20 protein-coding genes are annotated in these 26,588 nt (G+C 70.2%); 6 read left to right on the forward strand and 14 right to left on the reverse strand.

The genetic code is table 11. The annotated features are described in order from the left end of the window. Positions 1-762: an enoyl-CoA hydratase/isomerase family protein gene (locus ACGFSB_RS04750; RefSeq protein WP_393394072.1), complete on the forward strand. Its 762-nt coding sequence runs from the start codon at positions 1-3 to the stop codon at positions 760-762. On the opposite strand, the gene ACGFSB_RS04755 is transcribed toward ACGFSB_RS04750, so the two are convergent. Together ACGFSB_RS04755 and ACGFSB_RS04760 are read right to left on the reverse strand one after the other, a co-directional pair. After that, positions 752-1,384: a DJ-1/PfpI family protein gene (locus tag ACGFSB_RS04755; RefSeq protein WP_393394075.1), complete on the reverse strand. Its 633-nt coding sequence runs from the start codon at positions 1,382-1,384 to the stop codon at positions 752-754. The two genes, ACGFSB_RS04750 and ACGFSB_RS04755, sit on opposite strands and share 11 nt — an antisense overlap. Before the next feature lie 7 nt (positions 1,385-1,391). Continuing rightward, positions 1,392-2,405: a GlxA family transcriptional regulator gene (locus tag ACGFSB_RS04760; RefSeq protein ID WP_393394078.1), complete on the reverse strand. Its 1,014-nt coding sequence runs from the start codon at positions 2,403-2,405 to the stop codon at positions 1,392-1,394. A gap of 158 nt (positions 2,406-2,563) precedes the next feature. Here ACGFSB_RS04760 and ACGFSB_RS04765 point away from each other — a divergent pair, with 158 nt between their 5' ends. Together ACGFSB_RS04765 and ACGFSB_RS04770 are read left to right on the forward strand one after the other, a co-directional pair. Beyond that, on the forward strand, positions 2,564-3,454 hold the full coding sequence (locus ACGFSB_RS04765) for a hypothetical protein (protein ID WP_393394081.1): 891 nt from the start codon (positions 2,564-2,566) through the stop codon (positions 3,452-3,454). 94 nt (positions 3,455-3,548) lie between these two features. Continuing rightward, positions 3,549-5,948, forward strand: a complete 2,400-nt coding sequence (locus tag ACGFSB_RS04770; RefSeq protein ID WP_393394084.1) for a Tex family protein — start codon at positions 3,549-3,551, stop codon at positions 5,946-5,948. 21 nt (positions 5,949-5,969) lie between these two features. Here ACGFSB_RS04770 and ACGFSB_RS04775 read toward each other — a convergent pair whose 3' ends face one another. Next, positions 5,970-7,613: an ABC-F family ATP-binding cassette domain-containing protein gene (locus ACGFSB_RS04775; protein ID WP_393394087.1), complete on the reverse strand. Its 1,644-nt coding sequence runs from the start codon at positions 7,611-7,613 to the stop codon at positions 5,970-5,972. Positions 7,614-7,654: 41 nt separating this feature from the next. After that, a complete protein-coding gene (locus ACGFSB_RS04780; protein ID WP_393394090.1) occupies positions 7,655-8,686 on the reverse strand; it encodes an oxidoreductase in 1,032 nt (343 codons plus the stop codon). A gap of 66 nt (positions 8,687-8,752) precedes the next feature. On the opposite strand from ACGFSB_RS04780, the gene ACGFSB_RS04785 reads away from it, so the two are divergent. Further along, positions 8,753-9,721 carry an FAD-dependent oxidoreductase gene (locus ACGFSB_RS04785; protein ID WP_393394093.1) on the forward strand — a complete coding sequence of 323 codons (969 nt, stop codon included), beginning with the start codon at positions 8,753-8,755 and terminating at the stop codon, positions 9,719-9,721. Between the two features lie 43 nt (positions 9,722-9,764). On the opposite strand, the gene ACGFSB_RS04790 is transcribed toward ACGFSB_RS04785, so the two are convergent. The 3 genes from ACGFSB_RS04790 to ACGFSB_RS04800 form a co-directional block, all read right to left on the reverse strand. After that, on the reverse strand, positions 9,765-11,429 hold the full coding sequence (locus ACGFSB_RS04790; RefSeq protein ID WP_393395739.1) for a BCCT family transporter: 1,665 nt from the start codon (positions 11,427-11,429) through the stop codon (positions 9,765-9,767). A 134-nt stretch (positions 11,430-11,563) separates the two neighbouring features. After that, on the reverse strand, positions 11,564-12,862 hold the full coding sequence (locus ACGFSB_RS04795) for a M14 family metallocarboxypeptidase (RefSeq protein ID WP_393394096.1): 1,299 nt from the start codon (positions 12,860-12,862) through the stop codon (positions 11,564-11,566). Then, positions 12,859-14,820 (reverse strand): Xaa-Pro dipeptidyl-peptidase, encoded by a 1,962-nt coding sequence (locus ACGFSB_RS04800; RefSeq protein ID WP_393394098.1) that lies wholly within the window; start codon positions 14,818-14,820, stop codon positions 12,859-12,861. Before ACGFSB_RS04800 ends, ACGFSB_RS04795 begins: the two co-directional genes overlap by 4 nt. A 204-nt stretch (positions 14,821-15,024) precedes the next feature. Between ACGFSB_RS04800 and ACGFSB_RS04805 the strand changes: the two genes are divergently transcribed. Further along, on the forward strand, positions 15,025-16,518 hold the full coding sequence (locus tag ACGFSB_RS04805; protein ID WP_393394100.1) for a M1 family metallopeptidase: 1,494 nt from the start codon (positions 15,025-15,027) through the stop codon (positions 16,516-16,518). Here the strand turns inward: ACGFSB_RS04805 and ACGFSB_RS04810 are convergent. The 5 genes from ACGFSB_RS04810 to ACGFSB_RS04830 form a co-directional block, all read right to left on the reverse strand. Then, positions 16,512-17,429 (reverse strand): oxygenase MpaB family protein, encoded by a 918-nt coding sequence (locus ACGFSB_RS04810; RefSeq protein ID WP_393394103.1) that lies wholly within the window; start codon positions 17,427-17,429, stop codon positions 16,512-16,514. The two genes, ACGFSB_RS04805 and ACGFSB_RS04810, sit on opposite strands and share 7 nt — an antisense overlap. 180 nt (positions 17,430-17,609) lie before the next feature. Next, entirely contained in the window at positions 17,610-18,398 is a 789-nt protein-coding gene (locus ACGFSB_RS04815) for an alpha/beta fold hydrolase (RefSeq protein WP_393394106.1), read from the reverse strand. 69 nt (positions 18,399-18,467) lie between these two features. Next, positions 18,468-18,947 carry a hypothetical protein gene (locus tag ACGFSB_RS04820; protein ID WP_393394109.1) on the reverse strand — a complete coding sequence of 160 codons (480 nt, stop codon included), beginning with the start codon at positions 18,945-18,947 and terminating at the stop codon, positions 18,468-18,470. Between the two features lie 83 nt (positions 18,948-19,030). Next, positions 19,031-20,488, reverse strand: coding sequence for an amino acid permease (locus ACGFSB_RS04825; RefSeq protein ID WP_393394112.1), 1,458 nt, complete (start codon positions 20,486-20,488; stop codon positions 19,031-19,033). Between the two features lie 202 nt (positions 20,489-20,690). Next, a complete protein-coding gene (locus ACGFSB_RS04830; RefSeq protein WP_393394115.1) occupies positions 20,691-22,502 on the reverse strand; it encodes an AMP-dependent synthetase/ligase in 1,812 nt (603 codons plus the stop codon). A 169-nt stretch (positions 22,503-22,671) separates the two neighbouring features. Here ACGFSB_RS04830 and ACGFSB_RS04835 point away from each other — a divergent pair, with 169 nt between their 5' ends. Further along, positions 22,672-23,406 carry a MerR family transcriptional regulator gene (locus ACGFSB_RS04835; RefSeq protein WP_393395742.1) on the forward strand — a complete coding sequence of 245 codons (735 nt, stop codon included), beginning with the start codon at positions 22,672-22,674 and terminating at the stop codon, positions 23,404-23,406. A 20-nt stretch (positions 23,407-23,426) separates the two neighbouring features. On the opposite strand, the gene ACGFSB_RS04840 is transcribed toward ACGFSB_RS04835, so the two are convergent. After that, the gene (locus ACGFSB_RS04840; RefSeq protein ID WP_393394117.1) at positions 23,427-24,161 is read right to left on the reverse strand and encodes a hypothetical protein; all 735 of its coding nucleotides are present in this window, start codon (positions 24,159-24,161) and stop codon (positions 23,427-23,429) included. A 129-nt stretch (positions 24,162-24,290) separates the two neighbouring features. After that, positions 24,291-26,462: a 3-hydroxyacyl-CoA dehydrogenase NAD-binding domain-containing protein gene (locus ACGFSB_RS04845; protein WP_393394120.1), complete on the reverse strand. Its 2,172-nt coding sequence runs from the start codon at positions 26,460-26,462 to the stop codon at positions 24,291-24,293. Positions 26,463-26,588 lie beyond the last annotated feature (126 nt).

Raw genomic sequence — 26,588 nt, forward strand, 5'->3', positions numbered from 1 at the left:
ATGGAGCCGCAGCTGAGGCAGGCCGTCACGCACGGCGTCGCCACCGTCGTCATCGACCACCCGGCCAAGCGCAACGCCATGACGGCGGACATGTGGCGCCAGGTGCCGCCGCTGCTCGCGGGGCTCGCCGCCGACCGGGCCGTACGGACGGTCGTGCTGACCGGCGAGGGCGGGACCTTCTGCGCGGGCGCCGACATCGCCTCGCTGCGGGAGTCGCCGGGCGAGGCGCAGGAGCTCGCCGTGCGGGCCGAGGAGGCGCTCGCCGCCTTCCCGAAGCCGACGCTCGCCGCGGTGCGCGGCTACTGCGTGGGCGGGGGCAGTCAGCTCGCCGCGGCCTGCGATGTGCGGTTCGCGGACGAGGGCGCGCTGTTCGGGATCACTCCGGCGAAGCTGGGGATCGTCTACGCGTCGTCGTCCACGCGGCGCCTGGTGTCCCTCGTGGGGCCCGCCACCGCCAAGTACCTGTTGTTCTCAGGCGAGTTGATCGACGCGGGGCGTGCGCTGCGCACCGGGCTCGTGGACGAGGTGCTGCCCGCGGACGAGCTGGACAAGCGGGTCGCGGAGTTCACCGCCGTCCTCGCCTCCCGCTCGCAGCTGACGCAGGCGGCGGCCAAGGAGTTCGCGGCAGGGCACACGGACCGGGACGCCTACTGGGGCGAACAGGCGCGCACGGGCGGCGACACCGCCGAGGGAGTCGCCGCCTTCCTGGAGCGCCGCGAACCGCGCTTCACATGGACGCCGGGCGACACCTCTACCGGCTGAACCGGCTCCCGGCGCGGAACTGCTCGACGAGGTGCGCGGGCGCCTTCTGCGGGGACCCCGCGTCGTAGGGCGGCTGGGGGTCGTACTCGGTCAGGAGCTGTACGGCCTGGGCCCGCTCGTCGCCCGCGATCCGGCCGATGAGGGCGAGTCCCATGTCGATGCCTGAGGAGACTCCGGCCGACGTGACGTACTTGCCGTCGAACACCACCCGCTCCCCCGTCGACTCGACACCGAACCGCTCCAGCTCCGCGAGGGCGAGCCAGTGCGAGGTGGCCCGGCGGCCCTTGAGCAGCCCCGCGGACGCGAGCAGGAGGGAGCCGGTGCACACGGACGTCGTCCAGGTGCTGGTGGCGTCCGCGGAGCGCAGCCAGGCCAGGAGCGGCTCGTCCGCCATGTGGTCGCTCTGGCCTGGGCCGCCGGGGACGACCACGACGTCCGGGCTCGGTACGTCGGCGAAGGCTCGGTCGGCGACGAGCGCGAGGGAGCCGTTGTCATTGCGCACAGGGCCGGGGCGCTCCGCCACGAAGACGGTCTCGGCACCGGGGATGCGGCTGAGGGTCTCGTAAGGGCCGACCGCGTCCAGGGCGGTGAAGCGCTCGAACAGGGCGATGGCGATCTGCATGGGATGCCTATCCGTGGAGGGCGGGTGCCTGCTGGGCGGTGCCGGATGCCGCCTGGGCGGTGAAAGGGGCGCGGAAGCGCCGCCGGTACTCGGCGGGCGCGGCGCCGAGGGTCTTGACGAAGGCACGGCGCATCGCTTCCGGAGTGCCGTAGCCGCAGGCGCGCGAGACCTCCTCGATCCCGTCCGACGTGTCCTCGAGGAGGCGGCGCGCGTGCTCGACGCGGACGCGCTCGACGTACTTGCCCGGCGTCATGCCGGTCTCCGTCTGGAACGCGCGGGCGAAGTGCCGGGGAGAGAGCCGGGCGCGGGCGGCGAGCGACTCGACGCAGAGGTCGCCGTCCGGGTGCTCGGTGACCCACTGCTGGACCTCGCGCAGGGGCTCGCGCCGGGCGGTCTGCGCGGCGAGCTGGGCGCTGAACTGCGCCTGGCTTCCCGGCCGCCGCAGGAAGACGACGAGATAGCGCGCGACAAGCAGCGCCGCGTCCCTGCCCTGGTCCTCCTCGACGAGGGCCAGGGCCAGGTCGATGCCCGCGGTCACGCCCGCGGACGTGGCGACACAGCCGTCGCGTACGAAGATCGGGTCCGGGTCGACCTCGACGGACGGGTGGTCGCGGGCCAGCTGCGCGCAGTATGCCCAGTGGGTCGCCACCCGGCGCCCGTCCAGGAGGCCGGCCTCGGCGAGCAGTATGGCGCCGGTGCAGACGGAGACCAGGCGCTGAGCGTGCGGGGCGTGCATGCGGAGCCAGTCGATCAGGCGGGGGTCGGCGTCACGGCTGCCGAGGCCGCCAGGGACGAGGAGAGTGTGCGGCGCCGGGGCGTCGGCGATGGCGGAGTCGGGGACGAGCGTGAGCCCGCTCGATGTACGTACAGGGGCGCCGTCCAGGGACGCGGTACGGATGCGGTACGCGGGCTCGGCGCCGCCGCGGGAGGCGGCGGCGCCCGAGAAGACCTCCACCGGTCCTGTGACATCGAGACTCTGTACGCCGTCGAAGAGGATGACCAGGACAGTTCGCTGCTCCATGCCCCTGATTCTTGGCCTCGCGGGCGATGGCCGCAATGACGAGTCCCCCACCTTTTCTGCCCTCTCTTCTTGCCGTGGGCGGCCGGAACGCCGCAGCGGTCCGCCCGTGGAGGCGTCCAGGGCTTCACGTCATACCAACCAGTCGGTAACGTGCGGCCATGACCTCTCTCACGCCCCCCTCCCCGGCCGCCGCACTTCACGCGCGCGCGGGACGCCGATGTCACAACGTGCTCAATTCTCTGCATTCGACGCACTACTTCTCACCCGACGTGGCGAACGAGTTGGCCGCGATCGGGATCACCCATCCCCGGGCCGTCAATTTCGCCATCCGCACGGCGGCGATGGGACCGGTCGGCGCCGGAGCGGTCACCGCGGCGTTCTACAACTACAAGTACGACCTCGTCGCCCGGCACGTACCCGGCATCTGGCGTACCGCTTCCCCCGAGGACGTCCTCGCGGCACGCACGCGTGGCGTCGACTCGACGCTGCGCCGCCTCCTCGGAGAGGAGGCCGTCGCGTCCCCGGAGATGGCGGAGGCCGCCGGGCTCGCCCTGCGCGCCACCGAGGCCTGCTCCCGTTCCGCCCGCCCGCTGTACGCCGCCCACGCCGACCTGCCCGTCCCCGATGAGCCCCACCTCGCGCTCTGGCACGCCGCGACGCTGCTGCGCGAGCACCGGGGCGACGGGCACCTCACGGTGCTCCTGGGCGCCGAACTCGACGGCCTCGAAGCCCTGGTGAGCCACACGGCGACCGGTAAGGGCATGACGCCGAAGTGGAACTTCTCCACGCGCGGCTGGAATCAGGAGGAATGGGACGCCGCCGTGGAGCGGCTGCACGCCCGTGGACTGCACGACGGGGTGGCCGAGTTGACGGAGGCGGGCGTCGAGCTGCGCAAGGACGTCGAGGTGGCCACGGACCGCCTCGACCGCGCGCCGTACGAGCACCTGGGCGCGGCAGGCGTGGAGCGTCTGACGGAGCTGGGGACGGTGTTCGCGGGCGCGGCACTGAAGGCGGGGGCATTCCCGGCGGATCTGCTCGGCAAGGAGTAGGCCCCGCCAGGGGAGGGCACGCCGGGTCTGATCCCCCCGCTGTCGGTGCCACCTGCCACAATTGCCCGGCAACCCCAGTGAGAAGGCGGGAAACGTGGCAGCACTGCAGACGTCCACTCCAGCATCGATCGAAGGCAGGATCGCCGAAGAACTCGGCGTACGGGAGCGGCAGGTGAAGTCCGCCGTCGACCTGCTCGACGGCGGCTCGACGGTGCCCTTCATCGCTCGCTACCGCAAGGAAGCGACCGAGATGCTCGACGACGCGCAGCTGCGCACACTCGAGGAGCGGCTGCGCTATCTGCGGGAGCTCGAGGAGCGGCGCGCCGCGATCCTGGAATCGGTCCGCGAGCAGGGCAAGCTCACCGACGAACTCGAGGCGCGGATCCGGGCCGCGGACACCAAGGCGCGGCTCGAGGACATCTACCTGCCCTTCAAGCCGAAGCGGCGCACCAAGGCGCAGATCGCCCGCGAGGCGGGCCTCGAGCCGCTGGCCGAAGGACTGCTCGGCGACCCGTCGGTGGAACCGCTCGCCGCGGCCGCAGCCTTCGTGGACGCCGACAAGGGTGTCGCCGACCCGCAGGCCGCCCTGGACGGCGCCCGCGCGATCCTCGCCGAGCGGTTCTCCGAGGACGCGGACCTGATCGGTGAGCTGCGCGAGCGCATGTGGGTGCGCGGCCGCCTCGCCGCGAAGGTCCGTGAAGGCAAGGAGGAGGCGGGCGCCAAGTTCGCCGACTACTTCGACTTCGCCGAGCCCTTCAAGGAGCTGCCCTCGCACCGCATCCTGGCGATGCTGCGCGGGGAGAAGGAGGACGTGCTCGATCTCGTCCTGGAGCCGGAGGAGGCCGCGGAAGGGCCTTCTTCGTACGAAGGGACGGTCGCCCACCGCTTCGGGGTCCAGGACCGCGGGCGCCCCGGGGACAAGTGGCTCCAGGACACCGTGCGGTGGTCCTGGCGGACCCGCATCCTGGTGCACCTCGGCATCGACCTGCGCCTTCGGCTGCGTACGGCCGCCGAGGACGAGGCGGTGCGGGTCTTCGCGTCGAACCTGCGCGACCTGCTGCTCGCCGCACCGGCGGGCACGCGCGCGACGCTGGGGCTCGACCCCGGTTTCCGTACGGGTGTGAAGGTCGCCGTGGTCGACGCGACCGGCAAGGTCGTGGCGACGGACGTCATCAACCCGCATGTCCCGGCGAACAAGTGGGACCAGTCCCTGGCCACGCTCGCGAAGCTCGCCAAGGAGCACGCGGTCGACCTGATCGCGATCGGGAACGGCACGGCGTCCCGCGAGACGGACAAGCTCGCCGGTGAACTCATCACCAAGCACCCGGAGTTGAACCTCACCAAGGTGATGGTCTCCGAGGCGGGCGCCTCCGTGTACTCGGCTTCGGCCTTCGCCTCGCAGGAGCTGCCCGACATGGACGTGTCGCTGCGCGGCGCCGTGTCCATCGCCCGCCGCCTCCAGGACCCGCTCGCCGAGCTCGTGAAGATCGACCCGAAGTCCATCGGCGTCGGTCAGTACCAGCACGACCTCTCCGAAGTGAAGCTGTCGCGCTCGCTCGACACGGTCGTCGAGGACTGTGTGAACGGCGTCGGCGTGGACGTGAACACCGCATCCGCCCCGCTGCTCGCCCGCGTCTCCGGGATCGGCGCCGGACTCGCCGAGAACATCGTGTCGCACCGCGACGCGAACGGCCCCTTCTCGTCCCGCAAGGGCCTCAAGGACGTGGCACGGCTCGGCCCCAAGGCGTACGAGCAGTGCGCGGGCTTCCTGCGCATCCGGGGCGGCGACGACCCGCTCGACGCCTCCAGCGTGCACCCCGAGGCGTATCCGGTGGTGCGCAAGATGGTGAAGAAGACCGGCGGCGAGGTCGCCTCGCTCATGGGCGACACGGCTGCGCTTCGCTCGCTCAGGGCGGACGAGTTCGTGGACGAGGTCTTCGGGCTGCCCACCGTGAGCGACATCCTGAAGGAGCTGGAGAAGCCGGGGCGCGACCCGCGTCCCGCGTTCAAGACGGCGACCTTCAAGGACGGCGTCGAGAAGATCTCCGATCTGGCCTCCGGCATGGTGCTCGAGGGCGTCGTCACGAACGTCGCGGCGTTCGGTGCCTTCGTGGACATCGGCGTCCACCAGGACGGGCTCGTGCACGTCTCCGCGATGTCCAAGACCTTCGTCAAGGACCCGCGGGACGTGGTGAAGCCGGGCGACATCGTCAAGGTGAAGGTGATGGACGTCGACATTCCGCGCAAGCGGATCTCGCTGACGCTGCGCCTGGACGACGAGGCGGCGGCCGACACGGCCGAGGAGCGCCCGAAGCGCGGTGGGCGTCCGCCGCAGCAGCGGGGGCAGCGGCCCCCGCGCCAGCAGGGCGGTCAGGGTCAGCGGCAGCCGGGCGGCCAGGGCCAGCGGCAGCAGCGGTCGGGGCCGCCGCCGGCCAATGACGCTATGGCGGACGCGCTGCGCCGGGCCGGGTTGCTCGACCCCAAGAAGCGCTGAGCCGGGAGGGGGCGGCGGAGGTCAGGGCGACAGTTCGGTCACCTTGCCCTCCGCCACCTCCAACCGCCGCGTCACGCGGACCGCGTCCAGCATCCTGCGGTCATGGGTGACCAGGAGCAGCGTGCCCTCGTAGGCCTCGAGAGCCGACTCCAGCTGCTCGATCGCCGGCAGGTCGAGGTGGTTCGTCGGCTCGTCGAGGACCAGGAGGTTGACGCCCCTGCCCTGGAGCAGCGCGAGGCCCGCGCGGGTGCGTTCACCCGGGGAAAGGGTGGCGGCGGGGCGCAGGACATGTGCCGCCTTCAGGCCGAACTTGGCGAGCAGCGTGCGCACCTCGGCCGGTTCGGTGTCGGGCACGGCAGCGCAGAACGCGTCAAGGAGCGACTCCGGGCCGTGGAACAGCGCACGGGCCTGGTCCACCTCGCCGACGAGCACCCCTGAGCCGAGGGCCGCGTGACCCGCGTCCGTGGGGATCCGGTCCAGCAGGGTGCCGAGCAGGGTCGACTTGCCGGAGCCGTTCGCGCCGGTGATGGCCACCCGGTCCGCCCAGTCGATCTGCAACGTCACGGGGCCGAGCGTGAAGTCGCCACGGTGCACCTCGGCGTCGCGCAGGGTGGCGACGACGCTGCCGGAGCGCGGCGCCGACGCGATCTCCATCTGCAGCTCCCACTCCTTGCGGGGCTCCTCGACGACGTCGAGCCGTTCGATCATGCGCTGGGTCTGGCGTGCCTTCGCCGCCTGCTTCTCACTGGCGTCGCTGCGGAAGTTGCGGCCGATCTTGTCGTTGTCGCCCGCCTTCCGCCGGGCGTTCTTGACGCCCTTGTCCATCCAGCCCCGCTGCATCTGGGCGCGGCCCTCAAGGGCCGACTTCTTGTCGGCGTACTCGTCGAATTCGTCGCGCGCGTGGCGCCGCGCGACGTCCCGCTCCTCCAGATACGCCTCGTAGCCACCTCCGTAGAGGTTGATCTGCTGCTGGGCGAGGTCGAGCTCGAGGACCTTGGTGACAGTGCGGGTGAGGAACTCGCGGTCGTGGCTGACGACCACCGTGCCCGCGCGCAGTCCTCGTACGAAGCTCTCCAGGCGGTCGAGGCCCGCCAGGTCGAGGTCGTTGGTCGGCTCGTCAAGGAGGAACACGTCGTAGCGGGAGAGCAGGAGGGACGCGAGGCCGGCGCGGGCGGCCTGGCCGCCGGAGAGGGAGGTCATCGGCTGGTCTAGGCCCACGGTGAGGCCCAGCGACGCGGCGACCTCCTCGGCCCGCTCGTCCAGGTCCGCACCGCCGAGCGAGAGCCAGCGCTCCAGGCTGACCGCGTACGCGTCGTCCGCGCCCGGCGTCCCGTCGACCAGGCCCTGGGTGGCCTCGTCCATGGTCCGCTGGGCCTCGTCGACGCCGGTGCGGCGGGCAAGGAAGCTGCGGATGGACTCGCCGGGTCGGCGCTCCGGCTCCTGCGGGAGGTGCCCCACGGCCGCGGTGGGCGGGGAGAGGCGGAGCTCGCCGGTCTCCGGAGTGTCGAGGCCCGCGAGCAGACGGAGCAGGGTCGACTTGCCGGCGCCATTGGCGCCGACCAGGCCGATGACGTCACCGGGGGCGACGACGAGCTCCAGGGCGGAGAAGAGGGAGCGGTCGCCGTGGCCGGCGGCGAGGTTCTTGGCGACGAGGGTTGCGGTCATCAGGAGATCGAGTTTATGCGAGGCCCCCTGGGCGGCTCGCCCTACCTCTCTATCGGCGCCACCAGAACACTGTCCGTCGTCCGTGCCACCACGAACGACTCCCCCTTCGTCGCCTTGGCGTCAAGCACGACCCGGTGCTCCCCCGGCTCGAGGACGCCTTCGAAGACCTCGTGGACCTGCGCGCGCCAGAGCCGGTCCAGGCGGTACGCGATGAGCTGGACCCGGCACGTCGAGGTGATCTCGACCTCCGCCGATCCTTCCGCGGCTCCGAGCCGTGTCAGGCGCCGCTGTGCCGAAGGACTGCGGTCCAGAGCGTGCTCTATCTGGGCGACCAGGAGCGGGATGATCGGGGCGAGCCCGTCGACGTACGCGACCTGGATCCCCGCCCCCTCGAACGCCGCGCGCACCCCGTCGCGCGTCGCCGCCGGGACCGCACGGCCGAAGGCCACCGCCCCGTACGTACGCAGCTCGTCCGGCGGCACACCCGCCGCGTCGGCCGCGATCTCGGCGCCGACGCCGATCGTGCGCAGCGCCGCGGCGAGCTTGGCGAGGACGGCGACGCGGGCGCCGATGAGGAGCACCCGGCGGCGGGCCGCCGGTTCGCCGCTCTCGAGCAACTGCCCCAACGCCTCGCGGTACTGGGCGCCTTGGAAGCGGAAGGGCCCTATGCCGTGGTAGCCGTTGAGTTCGAGATCGGCCCGCTCGGCCGTCTGCCAGGCGAAGTCCCGCCAGACGTAGGTGTCGGTACCGTCCGGCGCTCTCTCGATGACCGCCGTGACCGCCCCGCACTCCAGGCCCTCGCACTCGGGGCATCCGTAGATGACGTGGCGGCCGTCGTGCAGCGGCGCTTCCGCTTCCAGGAGGAGGCCGCGGACATGGTGGGTGAAGATCGCGGGTGGTACGTCGGAGGCCAGTGGGGAGACGGCGTCGAGGTCGGAGAGCTGGAACAGCAGCGGGCGCCCGTTCACGATGAAGTCGACGAAATCGCGGTGGACTTGGTAGTCACCGTTGGCGAGAACTCCACCGGCGCGCATGGCCGGTGCCAGACCGAAGGTCGCGTACTCGGCAGACATGGTGTGAGTATCCCCATCTGGCACGTGATGTGAGCACGGCATCCCCTATTCCGCTACGTTCCTGGGATGGACGGGACGCATGACAACGATGTGATCGTGGTGGGGAGCGGTGTCATCGGCCTCACGACCGCTGTTCTGCTGGCCGAGCGGGGGCGCCGCGTGCGGGTGTGGGCGAGGGAGCCCGCCGAGCGGACGACCTCGGCCGTCGCGGGTGCGCTGTGGTGGCCCTATCGCATCGAACCGGCTGCGCTCGTCGGCGACTGGTCGCTCCAATCCCTCGTGATCTACGAGGAGTTGGCCGAGCGGGCCGAAGAGACCGGCGTACGCATGGTCGATGGCGTACAGGGCGAGACCCGGCTGGACGACCTGGGGCCCTGGGCCGCCCAGGTGCCGGGACTGCGGCCCGCGACCCGGGACGAGTACGACGGGCCGGGAGTGTGGGCGCGCGTTCCGCTGATCGACATGCCGGTGCATCTGGGGTGGCTGCGCGCACGCCTCGCCCGTGCGGGCGGGACGGTGGAGGCGCGCACGGCGGGGAGCCTCGACGAGCCGCTGACCGAGGCGCCGGTCGTGGTCAACTGCTCGGGGATCGGCGCGCGGAGCCTGGTGCCTGACGGCTCGGTGCGGCCGGTGCGGGGGCAGCTGGTGATCGTGGAGAACCCCGGGGTGCGGACCTGGTTCGCCTCCGCCCGTTCCGCCGGGCAGGCATCCACCTACTTCTTCCCGCAGCCGGACCGGCTCGTCCTCGGCGGTACGGCCCAGGACGACGACTGGTCGCTCACGCCCGATCCCGCGACGGCCGAGGCGATCGTGAAGCGGTGCGCCGCGGTGCGGCCCGAGATCGCAGGGGCACGGGTGCTCGACCACCGGGTGGGCCTGCGCCCCGTCCGCCCGGCGGTACGGATCGAGCGCGAACCTGCCGCCGACGGCAGGGTGTTGGTGCACAACTACGGCCACGGTGGTGCCGGGGTCACCGTGGCCTGGGGATGCGCGCAGGAGGCGGCGCGCCTCGCGGACGAAGCGGCCGCCTCCTGAAACGAGAGCGAACAACGAGAGCGAACTCAGACCGAGAGCGAACTCAGACCGACTTGGCCGAGGTCTCCTCCTCGTCGCCGGTCTCGCTCGGGCCGATGCGGAGCTCGAAGTCACCGTCGTACTGCTCGTGGCCCGCGATGACGGCCTTCTCGACGGCCTCCGTGCCATGCTCGCCCCGGACGATCAGCGGGTCGTGGCGCAGGTCCCGCATGAGCGCCACACACATCCCGATCATCACCAGGGTGAACGGCGCGGCGACCAGGATCGTCAGGTTCTGCAGGCCCGTGAGGGCGTTCCCCGACCCGTCGCCGATGAGCAGCATGATCGCTGCCACGGCTCCGGTCACGACACCCCAGAACACGACCACGAGCTTGCCGGGTTCGAGCGCGCCCTTCTGGGAGAGCGTGCCCATGACGATCGACGCGGCGTCGGCACCCGAGACGAAGAAGATGCCCACGAGGATCATCACGAGCAGGCTCGTCGCCGTGGCGATCGGATACTCGTGCAGCAGGCCGAAGAGCTGGCCCTCGGAGGTCGGCTGGTCACCGAGACCACCGGCCTCCTTCACCTTCATCGCCGATCCGCCGAAGACGGCGAACCAGACGAGGCTGACGGTGCTGGGCACCAGAATGACCCCGCCCACGAACTGCCGGATCGTACGCCCACGGCTGATCCTGGCGATGAACATGCCCACGAAGGGCGTCCAGGAGATCCACCAGGCCCAGTAGAAGACCGTCCAGCTGCCCAGCCAGCCCGCCACGCCCTTGCCGCTCGCCGCTTCGGTGCGCCCGACCAGCTGGGGCAGATCACCGAGGTAGGCGCCGATCGAGGTCGGCAGCAGGTCGAGGACGATGACGGTCGGGCCCGCGATGAAGACGAACACGACGAGCAGCAGCGCGAGCACCATGTTGATGTTGGAAAGCCACTGAACGCCCTTCTCCACACCGGAGATGGCGGAGGCCACGAAGGCCACCGTGAGGACGGCGATGATGGCGACGAGCAGGCCCGTGCTCGCGTTGTCCATCCAGTTGAGGACCTCGAAACCGCTGCCGATCTGCAGGGCACCGAGACCCAGCGACGCGGCGGAGCCGAAGAGCGTCGCGAAGATGGCGATGATGTCGATGACCCTGCCCCAGGCGCCGTTCGCACGCTTCTCGCCGATGAGCGGCGTGAAGACGGCGCTGATGGTCTGCCTGCGCTTGCGCCGGAAGGTGCTGTACGCGATGGCGAGACCAACCACCGCGTAGATCGCCCACGGGTGGAGTGTCCAGTGGAAGAGGGTGGTGGCCATCGCCGTTTCCATCTTCGCCGCCGAGTCGGCGGGATCGGTGCCCGGCGGGGGCGAGCTGAAGTGGGCGAGGGGTTCGCTCACGCCGTAGAACATCAGGCCGATGCCCATACCGGCGCTGAACATCATCGCGACCCAGGAGACGGTGCGGAACTCCGGCTCCTCACCCTCCTCACCGAGTGTGATCTTCCCGTACCGGCTGACGGCGAGCCAGAGCGCGAAGACCACGAACCCGCTCGCCGCCAGCATGAAGGCCCAGCCACCGTTGTGGATCAGGCCGTTGAGCATCTTCGTCGAGGCGCTCTCGAGCGAGTCCGTGGCGACGGCGCCCCAGACCACGAAGGCCAGGGTGAGCACTGCGGTCACACCGAACACGATGCGGTCGGTCTGGGGATGACTGCCGCCGTGAGCGGCATGCATGAGGTGCCCGTCCCCTCCCCCGTCGTCCATTTTCTGTTGGTCTTGCGTCACAAGTGCACCTTTCGCGGGTTTCACATTCGTACAATCTCTGTGCTCCGCTACCCAGTACCACATGTGACGCACCTACCACCTACTCAACAGCGGGTGTCGGGGCGACCTGTGACGAGGTGATAGGGAGCGCGCTCGTCGAGAAGCAACGGCACGAGGGCTCGTGCGGACTGCCGCAGTGGTACGTAGGCGCCCTTGCCGTCCCGCTCGGCCTTGACTCCGTGCAGGGCGAGTTCGTCCTTGATGTCGCCGTACTGGGTGGCGTCGAGCCGGTAGCCACAGGGCGGGTCCTGGATCACCTCGGACTGTTCGGCGGGGTCGTTGTCCGCGCCGCCGATGTAGACGGGCCCGCGGTCACGCAAGCCTTCGACGCGGGCGGCCCCGGTGGCCGCTTCCAGCTGACCGCGCCGCTCGTCGGCGAAGGCGAACAGGCCGCCCAGGGCGGCGGTCTGGGACTTCACGCGGCGCCGGTTGTTCAGCGCCTCGTCCTTCTTCTCGGCATCCGTGAGCGGATCGACGCGGCTCTCGATGAGCAGCCCTGCCGCGTGCTTGATGCCCGACATGTTGCGCAGGATGCGCTCCTGGCCGTCGCCCGCCGTCTGCTTGATCGGGTCACCGGTCACGGGGTCGGTCCAGATTCCGTACGTCCCCGTCGTGTATCCGGACGTGTTGGCGGCCGGCCTGACATACGCCTCGGACAGGGTCTGCGCCTCCTCGTGCACCGCCTCGTCGGTGTTGAGGTTGCGCGGCCACAGGTCGAACAGGTCCTTGTCGTAGTACTTCGGGGTCGCTCCGTACTCGTGCAGGTCGTAGATGGAATCGGGCTGCCGGTCGCGGATGACGGCGGCCATGGCGCGGGCCTCCGCGGTCTTCAGGGAGAGGTGGTCGCGGTTGATGTCAACACCGTCGGAGTTGCCGCGGGTGTCGGCGGCGCGGCCGTCCGGGTTGGCGGTGGGGACGACGAGCAGTGTGGTGCTCGAGAGGAACTTCCGGGTCTTCTTGTCCTTCGCGTACGCCAGATCGCGGATCGTCGACAGACATGCGTCGCGGCCCGACGGCTCGTCGCCGTGCTGGCTGCAGATCAGCAACACGGTGTTCTTCGTGGGGCGTTCACCGATGCGGACCAGCTGGAGCGGCCGGTCCTGCTTGGTGGTGCCGATGCGGGCGACCGAGACGCGGTCGGTCGCCTTGTCGACGGCCGCGAGGAGCTGCTGCTCCTCGGGCTGGCTGGTCCAGCGGGCCCCGTCGGTCTCCTCGAATCCGGTACGCGGCGGGGTCGGCGTCGCCTGGGCGGGGACGGTCAGGAGCGGTGCGGCGAGCGCGGCGGTGGCGCAGGCGAGCGTCAGGGTGCGGACGCGGGGTGTGATGCCGGTGCGGGGTCTCATGAAGTGCTGCCTCCCGGGACGGGGCGGAACGGACGCGGCGGGGCCACGCCGTCGAGACGGGATTCGCGGGGGGTGACGGCTGCGGAGGTGCGGAACGCGTCGGCACCGCCGACCAGCGGGACCTCGGCGGATGTACGGGAGAGGTCGATGGCGAGCGTCGGGGTGGTGGACGGAGGATCGATGAGGTCCTTGTCGGTGCCCGCGACGATCAGCGCGAGGCGATGCCCCTTCGGTACGACGTGGTCGCTCGCGGCGAGGTCGATGCTGATGGTGTGCGGCTTGCCCGGCGTGAGAGGGCGGCCCTGGTGGTCGTCGGCCCAGTTGCCGAGGTCGGCCCAGCCGCGGCTGAAGACCGTGTAGTCGACGTCGGCGGTCTTCGCCTTCGTCTCCTTGAAGCAGGAGCTGTCACCGCCGGTACTCGCGCCCCAGCAGGTGCGATCGGCGAGCGTGCTGATGCCCTCGCCCGCCCCGGCGTAGTCGCGGATGGTGGCGGGGCCGAGGTCGACGAGGACCGCGGAGAGATGGGCGGTGCTCGTGGTCGGGGTCGCGGTGACCGTCACCTCGGAGGAGCCGGAGAGGCGCAGGTCACGGCCGAGTGGACGGCTGATGAACCCGGCCTTCGACGGGGTCGACGTGTCGATCTGCGCGGCCCAGTCGGTCTCGCTCAGCTTCGGGTCGTCGGTGAAGGTCTCGCTGCCGGTGCCGGGGCGCGTGCTGAGAGTGCCGACACCGGGTGAAGTGCCCTTGCCGGGGCGGAGTTTCACCGTGTCCGTGGCGCGCGGGGGCCAGACGCGGTCGGTGGACCACTGGTCGGGGGCGCGCTCGATGTCGGCCATCGGCTCGCGGTCGATGCCGTTGTCGTAGCCGAGGAGCTCGTGGTCGAACCAGCGGTGCAGGGTGCGTACCCAGTCGCCTCGGCGGAAGTCGAACGGATCGACGTGCCCGGTCTGGCTGAGCCACACCTTGCGGTCGACGCCTTCCTTCGCCAGCGCGTCCCACCACTGGCCGAAGTGCTTCGTGCGGACGTTCAGGTCCTGCATCCCGTGTACGGCGAAGACGCTGGCCTTCACCTTGTCCGCGTCCGGGGTGTAGTCCCGCTCGCTCCACAGCCGGGTCCAGTCGCCGTTCCGGGGCGCTTCGTCGACAAGTCGCTTCTGTACGGCGGCGCAGCGGCCACGTGCCTCCGGGCTCTCCACGTAGTCCGACAGCCACTCGGGGCCGCTGTCGTAGAGGGGGGCGCCCTTGGCGAAGTAGTAGTCGTACCAGGAGGAGATCGCACCGATCGGGACGATGGTCTTGAGACCTCGCACTCCAGTGGCGGCCACGCCCTGCGCGATGGTGCCGTCGTAGCTCTTGCCGATCATTCCGGTGGCGCCGGTGGTCCAGAACGCCTTGGCGCCCTTGCCCCCGGTGCGGGTGGTGTAGCCGCGGGCCCTGCCGTTCAGCCAGTCGACGACGGCCTTGGCGGACTGGATGTCGGAGCGGCCACCGACGTCCACGCAGCCGTCGGAGCGGTTCGTTCCCGCGAGGTCGACGGCGACGAATCCATAGCCGCGGGGCACGAAGTAGTTGTCGTAGTAGAGCGGGAACTGGACGGGGTTGCCGTCCGCGTCGTACGTCTTCTTCTGGCTCTCGTTGCCCCGCCCGCAGCAGGAGTAGTACGGGCTCGCATCCATGATCACGGGTATCTTCCGGCCCTGTTGGGCCGGTTCGCGGGGCCGGACGATGTCGACGGCGACGCGGTCGGTCTTCCCGTCGTCGTCACCGTCCACCTTCGTATCGACCCAGACGGATTCGCGTATGGCGCTCTCGTACGAGTAGACGGGCTCGCTCTCACGCGGGGCGGCCGGTGCCCCTTGTGCGGCACCCGGGGCCACGAGTGTGGCAAGCAGGGCGGCCAGGGCCGCCGTCACCAGTGATCTCCAGATGAGGCGCATACGACGCGCACGTATCGGCATGGCGCGGAAGGTACACCGGTCAACTCCTGCGCGACAGAGGGCAGTACGCGTCGATGTCAGGCTCATGGGGCGTTTTGGCACATGTCGGCCGAATGGCGATCGTGTGACAGGAACGACCATGGACATGACGCGTGGCGGAAGGGCTCAATAAGGTCGGACCCATCTACCGAAGTGCCCCTACGACTCGTACGACTTGGAGTTCCTGTGCACCGCAGACTCATCGCCCCCGGCGCGCTCGCGGCCTCTATGCTGCTGGCGATCCCGGCATCGGCCGCCGACTTCACGCCCGGGGCTCCGGGTATCGGCGATCCCTACTACCCGGCGAGCGGCAACGGCGGCTACGACGTCTCGCACTACGACCTGCGGCTGAAGTACCAGCCGGCCACCGACCTGCTCGAAGGCACGGCGACCATCAACGCCACCACGACGCAGGACCTCTCCCGCTTCAACCTCGACCTCGGCCTGAAGGTCAGCGAGGTGCGCGTCAACGGCAAGAAGGCGGCCTTCAAGAAGTCGGGCGAGCAGGAGCTGGAGATCACCCCGGCGGCAGGACTGCCCAAGGGCACGCCGATCACCGTCGTCGTGCGGTACGCGGGCAAGCCGTCCGAGGTGAAGATCAACGGCTATACGGCGTGGGCCCGTACGCCGGACGGTGCCGTGGCGGCCCAGGAGCCGGACTCGGCCGCGTGGTGGTACCCGTCCAACGACCACCCGCTCGACAAGGCGACGTACGACGTCTCGGTCTCCGTGCCGGACGGATCGCAGGCCATCTCCAACGGCGTACTGCAGTCGCAGAGTTCGAAGCTCGGCTGGACGCGCTTCAACTGGCGCTCGAACAAGCCGCAGGCCAGCTATCTGACGACCCTCGCCGTCGGCAAGTTCGACATCACCACGGACAAGACCGCGGACGGTCTGCCCGTCCTGAACGCCTACAGCAAGGACCTCGGCGACAACGCGGGCGCCGCGCGGGCGAGCATCGAGCGGTCCACCGAGGTCGCGGAGTGGCTGGAGACGGTCTTCGGCAAGTACCCCTTCAACGCCCTTGGCGGGTACGTCCCGAACGTGACGAGCGGCTTCGCCCTGGAGACGCAGACGCGGCCGTTCTACAGCCCGAAGCAGTTCGCCAACGGGGCGAACGTGTCCGTCGTGGTCCATGAGCTGGCCCACCAGTGGTACGGCGACAGCGTGTCGGTGGACGGCTGGAAGGACATCTGGGTCAACGAGGGCTTCGCGCGGTACAGCCAGTGGCTGTGGTCGGAGAAGGAGGGTGAGGGGACGGCGCAGGAGCTCGCGGACTATGTGTACGCCCAGCACCCCGCCGACGACCCGTTCTGGAAGGTCAAGCCGGGTGATCCGGGTCCGGACAACCAGTTCGACATCGCCGTGTACGACCGCGGGGCGCTGGCACTTCAGGCGCTGCGCAACGAGGTCGGCGAGGAGTCCTTCTCGGCGATTCTGAAGGGGTGGCCGCAGGAGCACGCGTACGGGAACGCGAAGGTGGGTGACTTCGTCAAGTACGCGGAGAAGGTGTCCGGTAAGCCGCTGGCTTCGCTGTTCGACGCGTGGCTGTACCAGCCGTCGCGCCCCGAAGCGCCCGCCGCGAAGAGCGCGGGGATCGCTCGGTCCTCTGCGGGGTCGGCCGCCAAGCCGAAGTCGTGGAAGTCGATCGCTGCGACGAACGGTGTGCACGGTCACTGATACAGAGCCGCCGCTTCGCGGCGAATTCTTCCCGCGCGCCGCACCCGATTGCCCTGGGGTAATCGGGTGCGGCGCGCCCGAGCCCTGCGGGCCATCGGCAGATAGCGCAGGCGCTCCGGGAGCAGCGGGACCACTGTGCGCACCACGCGGCCGAAGCGGCGCAGGCGGCGCTCCTGGACGGGCGTCCAGGGGAGCCCGATGGCCGACCGCGCGTCAGGAGGCATCAGGCCGATCGTGATGAAGCGACGGAAGTGGGCCAGGGGTGGGCGCAGGACGGGCCACAGGGTGCGCAGCACAAGACGCAGTGCACGCGGGCCCCGGTCCGGGGGCGGGACCGGTTGGTCGACGGCCACCAGCTCCTGGGCCACCGCCGTCAGCTCGATCTCGTCGGCCAGCATCTTGTCGAAGTACGGCCAGAACTCCTCAAGGGTCTGCGGCATGTCCCGGTCGTGGATGCCGAGGATCCGGCCGACCTGGAGCCACTCCGCGTACAGCTGCCGCTGCTGTGCCTCGGTGAAGGGGCGGCCCAGGTATTTCTGGGCGTGGTGGTAGACGGGGAACCCCGTGGCGTGGACCCACGCGTAGTAGGCGGGCGTCAGCGCGTGGTAGTCGCGGCCGTGTGCGTCCGTGCCCCGGATGTCCCTGTGCAGGGCGCGCAGCCTGCGCCCCTCGTCGGCCGCGCTCTGCCCGCCGTACACCCAGGTCTGCAGCGACCGCAGCGACCGCTCGCCGCGCCCCCAGGGGTCGGTACGGAAGACGGAGTAGGTGTCGACGCCCGCGCCCACCGCGGGGTGCGCGACCTGCATCGTGAGCGCGGCGGGCAGCGCGAGCAACGCCCTGACGTCACCCGCGATGTCCCACAGGATCCCGCCGGGCGGGGGCGGCTCGGGAGCCGGGCGGTGGTTCGGCATCACGCGGCTCCCTGCGGTCGGCGGGCCCGCCGGTCGGTGACCGGTTTGTACGTGTTCCAGTATGCGACCGCTGTGGTCATGGTGATCCGTGGGGGGGGCGGGTGACACCGGACCGAGCCGAGCCGTTCGCAGAGCACGACGCTTCGGAGCCGGCCGCCGACGGGTCCCCCGCCGCCACACCTATCGCGCGGCCGCGTACGCCTCCCGGATGATGTCCACGACCGCGTCCGGGTCCCGCAAGGTCGGGAAGTGATCGCTGCCTCGCAGCCGTACGAGTCGGCAGCCCGGGATGCGAGCCGCCATCTCCTCGTTGCAGCGGACCACCTCGGGGTCGTCCCGCTCACCCAGCGCGAGGACGCACGGCACGTCGAGTTCGCCGAGCCGGTCGAAGGCGGGCGGGTCCGGGACCTGGTGGGGATGGACGGCGAACCAGGCCGGGATCACCGCCCTGACGAGCGCCTCCGCCTCCAGGTCGTCGCCCCCGGCTCCCGCGGCGGCGGACGTCCGCTTCACCAGGGCCACGATGCCGTCCATGTCGCCCGCCTGCGCGAGCCTGCCCACCTCGGCCGTGAACTCCGCCATGAGGAAGTCGGGGTTGCCGGTGATGCCGGGGACCAGCAGGGCGAGCCCCGCGACCCTGGCGGGGTCGCCGAGTGCGAGGCCGATGGCCGTGGTGCCGCCCATGCTCGATCCCGCGAGGACCGCCCGCGCGATGCCGAAGTGGTCGAGGACCGCGCTCAGGTCGTCGACGAGCGAGAACGACGCGGTCGGGGCAGGCGACCTGCCGTACCCCCGGGCGTCGTAGCGGATGACCCTGCGCCCCTGGGCGAGGCGCGGCAGGATCCCGTCCCAGACCCGGGAGTCCGCGACCCCTGGGTGCAGCAGGACGAGCGGCAGGCCGTCGCCTCCGAACTCACCCGAGTCGTCCGTCCAGATCTCGCCGCCCTTGACCCGCACCATGCGTTCCATGGTGCGAGCCTGCCGCGACACCGATCGGAGCGCCAGACCGGCGATCCGCCAAAGCGTCCCAGAAAGGCCCTAGCGGCCGGATCCCGTCGCCGCCGCGAGCGGCTCGCCCACGATCCTGCTCGCGAGGTCGGACGCGAGCTCGGAGACCTGGCCGCGCAGTTCGGTCTCCGCCGACGCACGCTCGGCCTCGACCCGGGCCTGTCCCGCTGCCAGCGCCTCGTCGCGTTCGCGCAGGCCGTCCTCGCGGGCGGCGGCGATCAGGACGGCACCTTCCTCGCGGGCCCGCTGACGCACATGCGCGGCCTCGCGCCGGGCTTCGGCGAGCATCGCCGCACGCTCCGCGCGTATCCGCTCGGCCTCCCGCCGCAGTTCCGCCGCCGGTCCGCCGGTGACGCCGTCGAGGAGCGTGGCGCGCTCTTCGAGTACGCGGTTGATGCGGAGAAGCATGCGCCTGACGAAGAGGTAGAGGGGGGCGAACAGCACGACCCCGACAACGAGATTCTCGACATCCGGGTTGATCGGCCCTAGCGGCATGGGAATGAGCTGCATACCGCTGACCTACCCGCTCATCCGTGCACAACCAAGCACACCTGCAAGGGAGTTGAGTGATGTGCGTCACGCCAATGGCGCGGCTACTTCGTGAGGCCTGCCGCCTCGCGGTCCACGTTGCGCCGGATCGCGTACCAGCCGGCGACCAGGGCCGCCGCGATGACCGGGATGAGGTAGAGCGTCTTGCGGCCGATCTCGGGGTCCTTCCACATCAGGCCGAGCACGGCGAGCAGGAAGACGATCGTGACGATCTCCGTGACCGGGTTGCCGGGGAGCCGGAAGCTGGGCCTGCTGATCAGGCCTTCCTTGGCGCGGCGGACGAACGCCAGGTGACAGATCATGATGATCACCCAGGTGCTGATGATCCCGAGGGACGCCACGTTCAGGACGATCTCGAAGGCCTGGCTCGGCATGAGGAAGTTCAGGCCGACGCCGAGCACACACACCGCGGAGGTGAGCAGGATGCCGCCGTAGGGGACCTGGCTCTTGTTCATCTTCGCGGTGAACTTCGGCGCCGAACCCGCCATCGCCATCGAGCGCAGGATGCGCCCGGTGGAGTAGAGGCCCGAGTTCAGCGACGACATCGCCGCCGTGAGGACGACGAGGTTCATCACGTCACCGGCCGCCGGGACGCCGATCTTGGACAGGACCGTCACGAACGGGCTCTGGTCCGCCGAGTACACCGATCCGGGCAGCAGCAGCGCGAGGAGGATGACGGAGCCGACGTAGAAGAGGCCCACGCGCCACATGATGGAGTTCACCGCGCGCGGGACGACCTTCTGCGGATCGGCGGTCTCGCCCGCCGCGACGCCGACCAGCTCGAGCGATGCGTACGCGAAGACGACGCCCTGCATGACGATCACGACCGGCATCATGCCGTGCGGCAGGAAGCCGCCGTTGTCCGTGATCACGCTCAGACCGGGCGTCTGGCCGTCGACGTCATGCTGGGTGACGAGCAGGAAGATGCCGATCAGCATGAAGGCGATCAGGGCCGCGACCTTGACGATCGCGAACCAGAACTCCATCTCGCCGAAGTACTTCACCGAGATCAGGTTGATCGCGAGGACCACGGCGAGGGCGATCAGCGCGAGCGCCCACTGGGGGACGTCGGTGAAGAAGCTCCAGTAGTGCGTGTAGAGCGCGATCGCCGTGATGTCGGCGATGCCGGTGGTCGACCAGTTGAGGAAGTACATCCAGCCGGCGACGTAGGCACCCTTCTCGCCGAGGAACTCACGCGCGTACGACACGAACGAACCGGACGACGGACGGTAGATGACCATCTCGCCCAGGGCGCGTACGACGAAGAAGGCGAAGATGCCGCACACGAGGTACGCGACGGCGAGCGCGGGGCCCGCTGAGTGCAGGCGGCCGCCCGCACCGAGAAAGAGTCCGGTTCCGATCGCGCCACCGATCGCGATCATGTTGACGTGACGGGCCTTGAGGTCCTTGCTGTAACCGGCGTCGCCCGCGTCCGCGGGGGCCTGGGACGCATCTGTGCGGGATGCGTCCGCAGCGGCCGTGTCTACGGCTTCGTTGCTCACGTGGGGGGTCTACTCTCTGGTGCCCGGAAAACTCCGGTGTCCGGATGTGCTCCGGTCCACGACACCCCTGAAGTGCGTGGACCGACGCGACACCTTCCCCCAGAGATCCGCGACATGCGGTGGCGCACGTCACATAGCGGCACTTCTCACATGGTGGGCAGGGGGTGTACACCCGCTGGTCAGCGGGTGTACAGCCCGCGAATCACTCGGTGTACAACCCTTCGATGGCGTCCCCGTACTTCTCCCGGATGACCCTGCGGCGCAGCTTCAGGGACGGTGTCAGCTCCCCTGTCTCCGGGCCCCACTCCTCCCCCAGGAGCCGGTACCGCTTGATCTGCTCGGTTCGGTTGAGGCGCGCGTTGGCCACTTCGACGGCCCGCGCGACCTCTTCCCGTACGGCCTCGCTCTCCATCAGGTCGCCCCTGATTCCCCGCGCGGCGGCCCACGCGGGGGCCATCTCGGCGTCCAGGACGAGCAGCGCCACCAGGTAGGAGCGACCGTCACCGTGTACGAGGGCCTGGCCGATGAGGGGGTGCTCCTTGAGGACGTTCTCGACGAGCGCGGGCGAGACGTTCTTGCCCGTCGAGGTCACGATCAGTTCCTTCTTCCGGTCGGTGAGCCAGAGGAAGCCGTCCTCGTCGATCCGCCCGACGTCCCCGGTGGCGAACCAGCCGTCCGCGTCGCAGGCCGACTCGACGCCGCCGTCGGGCCGGAGATAGCCGTCGAAGACCGTCGCGCCGCGCACCAGGATCTCGCCGTCGTCGGCGGTACGGATCTCCAGGCCGTCCAAGGGCTTGCCCACTGAGCCGAGCCGGAAGGCGGCCGGGGTGTTGATGGTGACGACGCCGGTCGTCTCCGTCAGACCCCACGCGTCCATGATCACGAGGCCGAAGCCGGCCCAGAAGCGCATGATGTCCATCGGCATCGACGCCGCCGCGCTCGCCGTCCACACCAGGCGGTCGAACCCGGCCAGGGCGAGCAGCGGATCGAGGATCTTCTCCTTGGCCTCGCGGTACGCCGTCTCGACGTCGGCCGGCGGTTCCGCACCGCGTTCCACGTACGCCACGCGCACACGCAGCGCCTCGTTCGCCGCCTCGATCGACTCCTGCTGCGCCTGCGGAAGACCCGCGAGCGCGGCCCGTACGGACGCGGCCAGCTTCTCCCACACACGCGGAACCCCGAAGAACTGCGCGGGGTGCAGCTCGCGTGCGGTCGCGGCGACGGCGGCCGGATCCGCGCACAGGTGCACGTGCGAGACGCGGAACACCGGCAAGTAGAGGCCGAGCATGCGCTCTGCCACATGTGCGAAGGGGAGGTAGCTGATGTGCTCGACGAAGTCGGGGAGCTCGACGACGGTGTCCAGGGCTACGCCGTTGAGGACGACGTTGCGGTGAGTGATGCGGACACCCTTGGGGTCGCCGGTGGTGCCCGAGGTGTAGACGACGGTCAGCGGCTCGTCGGCCCTCGACTCGCGCCAGGCCTTCTCGAAGGCGTCCGGGTTGAAGAGACGGCCTCCGGTGGCGTGCAGCGAGCCGTACGTGCGGTGCGGGCCCGCGTCGGCCGCCTCGACGACCACCAGACGCTCCAGGGGTGCCGTCGCGTCCGACAGGAGGGGCTCCCAGCGCTCCAGTTCGCGGGCGCCCTCGACGATCGCGAAGCGGGCGCGGCTGTGCCGGGCGATGTGCGCGATCTGATCGGGGGCCGATGTGCCGTACACGGTGACGGGGACCGCGCCGATGTGCACGAGTGCGAGATCGCTCAGCCAGTGTTCGGGTCGGTTGCCCATCATCATCAGGACGTGCTCGCCGCGCCGGACGCCGAGCGCCGCGTATCCGGCGGCGAGTACGGCGACCTTGCGGCGTGCTTCATGCCAGGTCAGGGTGGCCCACTCCCCTTCGGGGGTGGAGCGCCAGGAGAGTGCGGGGCGGTCGCCGTGGTCCTCCGCGTTGCGGAGCAGCAGGGCGGGGAGCGTGATGTCGGCGGGGTCACCGGGGAGTCGCAGGATCGTGGTCATGACCGCCTCCTGGCGTCATCGACGAAGCAAGTGACTGGCCGGGACGCTTTCACAACAGTGGTGAGACAGCAATACTGTTGCACCGGATCGGTGCACAACCGCCGGTGCGCCGCCGGACGGTGGACAACCATCGGTCGCACAACTGGGGAGGCGATGCGCTGCCATGACGATGACGACGACGTCGGACACCGACGAACCGACGCTCACGGTCGACGAACTGGCCGCGCGCGCGGGCGTCACCGTCCGTACGATCCGCTTCTACGGCACCAAGGGCCTGCTGCCGCCGCCCGTGATCGGCCCGCGCCGGGTCGGCCACTACGGCCAGGAGCATCTGTCCCGGCTCGGGCTCATCGAGGAGCTGCAGCACCAGGGCATGACGCTGGCCGCGATCGAGCGGTATCTGGAGCAGCTGCCGCCGGATCTGAGCGCCCACGACCTCGCCATCCACCGTGCGGTGGTGGCTTCCTGGGCCCCGGACTCGGCCGAGGACACCGACCGCGCGGAGCTGGAGCGCAGGGCGGGCCGGGCGCTGGCGGACGAGGATCTCGACCGGCTCGCGGCGATGGGGGTCGTCGCGCCGACGGAGCCGCCGGGGACGTATCGCGTCGATCCGGGGCTGCTGCGCCTCGGTGTGGAGTTGCTCGACGTACCCATCGCGCACGAGACGATCCTGGCGGCGCGCACGGTCCTGATGGAACACACCCGCTCGGCCGCCGTCGAGCTGTCCCGGCTCTTCCGCGACGAGGTGTGGGGCCCCTACAGGGAACGGGAGTCGGACCCGGAGCATGTGGCGGCGATGCGGTCCCTGTCGGCCCATATGCAGCCGATGGTGGTGCAGGCCCTGGTGACCGCGTTCCAGCGATCGCTGAAGGAAGAGCTGCGGGAGTGGCTCAAGGAAAGCTGAGCCACTCCCCGACCTCCTGGCTACACCCTGGCGTCGGCCGCCGTGGCGGTCGGCGCCTCGTCCTGCGTGGCCTGCAGCAGCCGTGTGGCGAAGACCTCGGAGAGGACGTTCAGGTCCTTCCTGGCGTTCGCGGACCCGGAGTTGTCCCGGAGCTTCAGCGTGCCGACGAACTTGCCCTGGAGGATGACGATCTCCTGGATGTTCTTCTCCGCAGGCCGGGTGAACCCGAAGGCGACGCTGTCGGCGCCCTGCTGGGGCCCCTCGACGACCTTCAGCTCGTGGTGGTTGTTGCGCACGTAGCTGTCCCAGGCCGTGAAGGCGCGCTGGGCGGCCCGGTCGTTGCGGTACACGATCAGGTCGTAGGCGGCGCCCTCACCCTTGTCGCCGCTGCGGTAGCCGACCTGGCCGTTGGCGACGGCGTTCTTGCACTTGCCGCCGGGGTCCTTGCACACGGACGGCGCCTTGGCGCGGCTGTGCAGCTCCGTGCTGACGTTGCGCAGGGCGGCCGGCATCGTGTCGGTGGGCGGCAGGATCGCCTTGGCGTCCTGAGCGCCGCTCAGCGAGCCGGTGCCGGTGCCGGTGCCCTTGCCACTGGATCCGCCCGTAGCGCCGCCGATGGTGCGGCTGTGCGACGAGCCCGAACCCGACTTGTGCTTCCTGTTCTTCTTCTTGCCCCCGCAGCCCGTCAGGGCCAGCGAAAGGACCAGCACTCCGACGCCGACTGCTCGCGTCGTTCCCCCAGTTGTCAACCGCACAGCGGTGATCCTCCGTTTGTCGTGATCATGCCTACGGCAGGATACGACGCGGCAGGAAGGCCTCCGGTTCCGCCCCCGGAAGGGCGGAACCGCAGGTGAACGGGGCCAGTCGTCAGTCAGCTGCCGGTTTCAGCTGTCGCTGAACTTCTCGCCGTTCGCCGCCTTCTCGACGAGCAGCGCGGGCGGCGTGAACCGCTCCCCGTAGCGGTCGGCCAGCTCACGCGCGCGTGCTACGAAACCGGGGAGCCCGCCTTCGTAGCCGTTGATGTACTGGAGCACGCCACCGGTCCAGCCGGGGAAGCCGATGCCGAAGATGGATCCGATGTTGGCGTCGGCGACGGACGTCAGGACGCCTTCCTCCACCAGGCGCACGGTGTCGAGCGACTCGGAGAAGAGCATCCGCTCCTGCATGTCCTGGAACGGGATCTCCGTACCCGGCTTGGTGAAGTGCTCGCGCAGGCCCGGCCAGAGCCCGGCGCGCTTGCCGTCCACGTACTCGTAGAAGCCCGCTCCCCCGCTCCTGCCGGGGCGCTCGAACTCGTCGACCATGCGGTCGATGACGGCGTCCGACGGGTGCCCGGCCCAGCTGCCACCGGCCTCCTCAACGGCACGCTTCGTCTCGTTGCGGATCTTGCGCGGCAGGGTGAGGGTCAGCTCGTCCATCAGGGAGAGGACCTTCGCCGGGTAGCCCGCCTGGGCCGCCGCCTGCTCGATGGACGCGGGCTCGATGCCCTCGCCGACCATGGCGACGCCTTCATTGATGAAGTGCCCGATCACGCGCGAGGTGAAGAATCCGCGCGAGTCGTTGACGACGATCGGCGTCTTGTTGATCTGGCGTACGAGGTCGAAGGCGCGGGCAAGCGCCTCGTCCCCGGTCCGGTCGCCCTTGATGATCTCGACGAGCGGCATCTTGTCGACGGGCGAGAAGAAGTGCAGGCCGATGAAGTCGACCGGCCGCGTGACGCCCTCGGCGAGCTGGGTGATGGGCAGCGTCGAGGTGTTGGAGCACAGCAGCGCGTCCGGCTCGATGACGTCCTGGATCTCCTGGAACACCTTGTGCTTGAGCGAGGTGTCCTCGAAGACGGCCTCGATCACGGCGTCGCAGCCCGCGAGGTCCTGCGGGTCGGCGGTCGGAGTGATCAGGGCGAGCAGCGCGTCGGCCTTCTCCTGGGTCGTACGCCCCCGCTGCACCGCCTTGGCGCACAGCGTCTCGGAGTAGGCCTTGCCCTTGGCGGCGGCCTCTGCGGACACGTCCTTGAGGACGACCTCGATGCCCGCGCGGGCGCAGGAGTAGGCGATGCCCGCGCCCATCATCCCGGCGCCCAGGACGGCCGCCTTGCGGACCGGGCGCGGCTCGATGCCCTTGGGCCGGTTGGCGCCGGAGTTGACGGCCTGGAGGTCGAAGAAGAACGCCTGGATCATGTTCTTCGCGGTCTGCCCGGTGACCAGCTCGGTGAAGTAGCGGGCCTCGATGGTCAGCGCGGTCTCGAAGTCGACCTGCGAGCCCTCGACGGCGGCCGCGAGGATGTTGCGCGGGGCCGGGTAGGGCGCGCCGTTGGTCTGCTTCTTCAGGTTGGCCGGGAAGGCGGGCAGGTTCGCGGCGAACTTGGGGTTGGCCGGGGTGCCGCCGGGGATGCGGTAGCCGGGCTTGTCCCAGGGCTGGGCCGACTCGGGGTTGGCGTCGATGAAGGCGCGGGCCTTCTCGATCATCTCTTCGCGGGTGGCGGCCACTTCGTGGACGAGGCCGTTCTCCAGGGCGCGCTTCGGGTTGTACTGGGTGCCCTGGAGCAGCACCTTCAGGAGTGCGTCCGCGATGCCCATCAGGCGCACGGTGCGGGTCACGCCGCCGCCCGCCGGGAGCAGGCCGAGGGTGACCTCGGGCAGGCCGATCTTGGATCCCGGCGCGTCGAGCGCGACGCGGTGGTGGCTGGCGAGGGCGATCTCGTAACCGCCGCCGAGGGCCGCGCCGTTGATGGCGGCGACGACCGGCTTGCCCAGGGTCTCGATGCGGCGCAGGGAGCCCTTGATGGCGGTGCCGGTCTCGAACGCCACCTGGGCGTTCTCGGGTCCTGCCTGCATCATGTCCTTCAGGTCACCGCCCGCGAAGAAGGTCTTCTTGGCGGAGGTGTAGATGATGCCGCGAATGGAGTCCTTCTCGGCCTCCGCGCGGTCGGCGATGACGGCGATGGAGTCCTTGAACGCCTGGTTCATGGTGTTCGCGGACTGATTGGGGTCGTCGAGGACGAGGGTGAGGATGCCGGTGGCGTCCATTTCCCAGCGGATGGTGGTGCTTTCGGTCATGGTCCTGTCTCCGTGAAGTCTGATGCGGGCCCTTGGCGGGGCGGGGTCTGGGGAGGATGGCTGTGCTTCGTCGCCGACTGCGGGTCCTGGTGGGTTGCTCGCGCAGTTCCCCGCGCCCCTGAAGGC

This window comes from Streptomyces sp. NPDC048441, assembly GCF_043200235.1.
Taxonomy (GTDB): Bacteria; Actinomycetota; Actinomycetes; order Streptomycetales; family Streptomycetaceae; genus Streptomyces.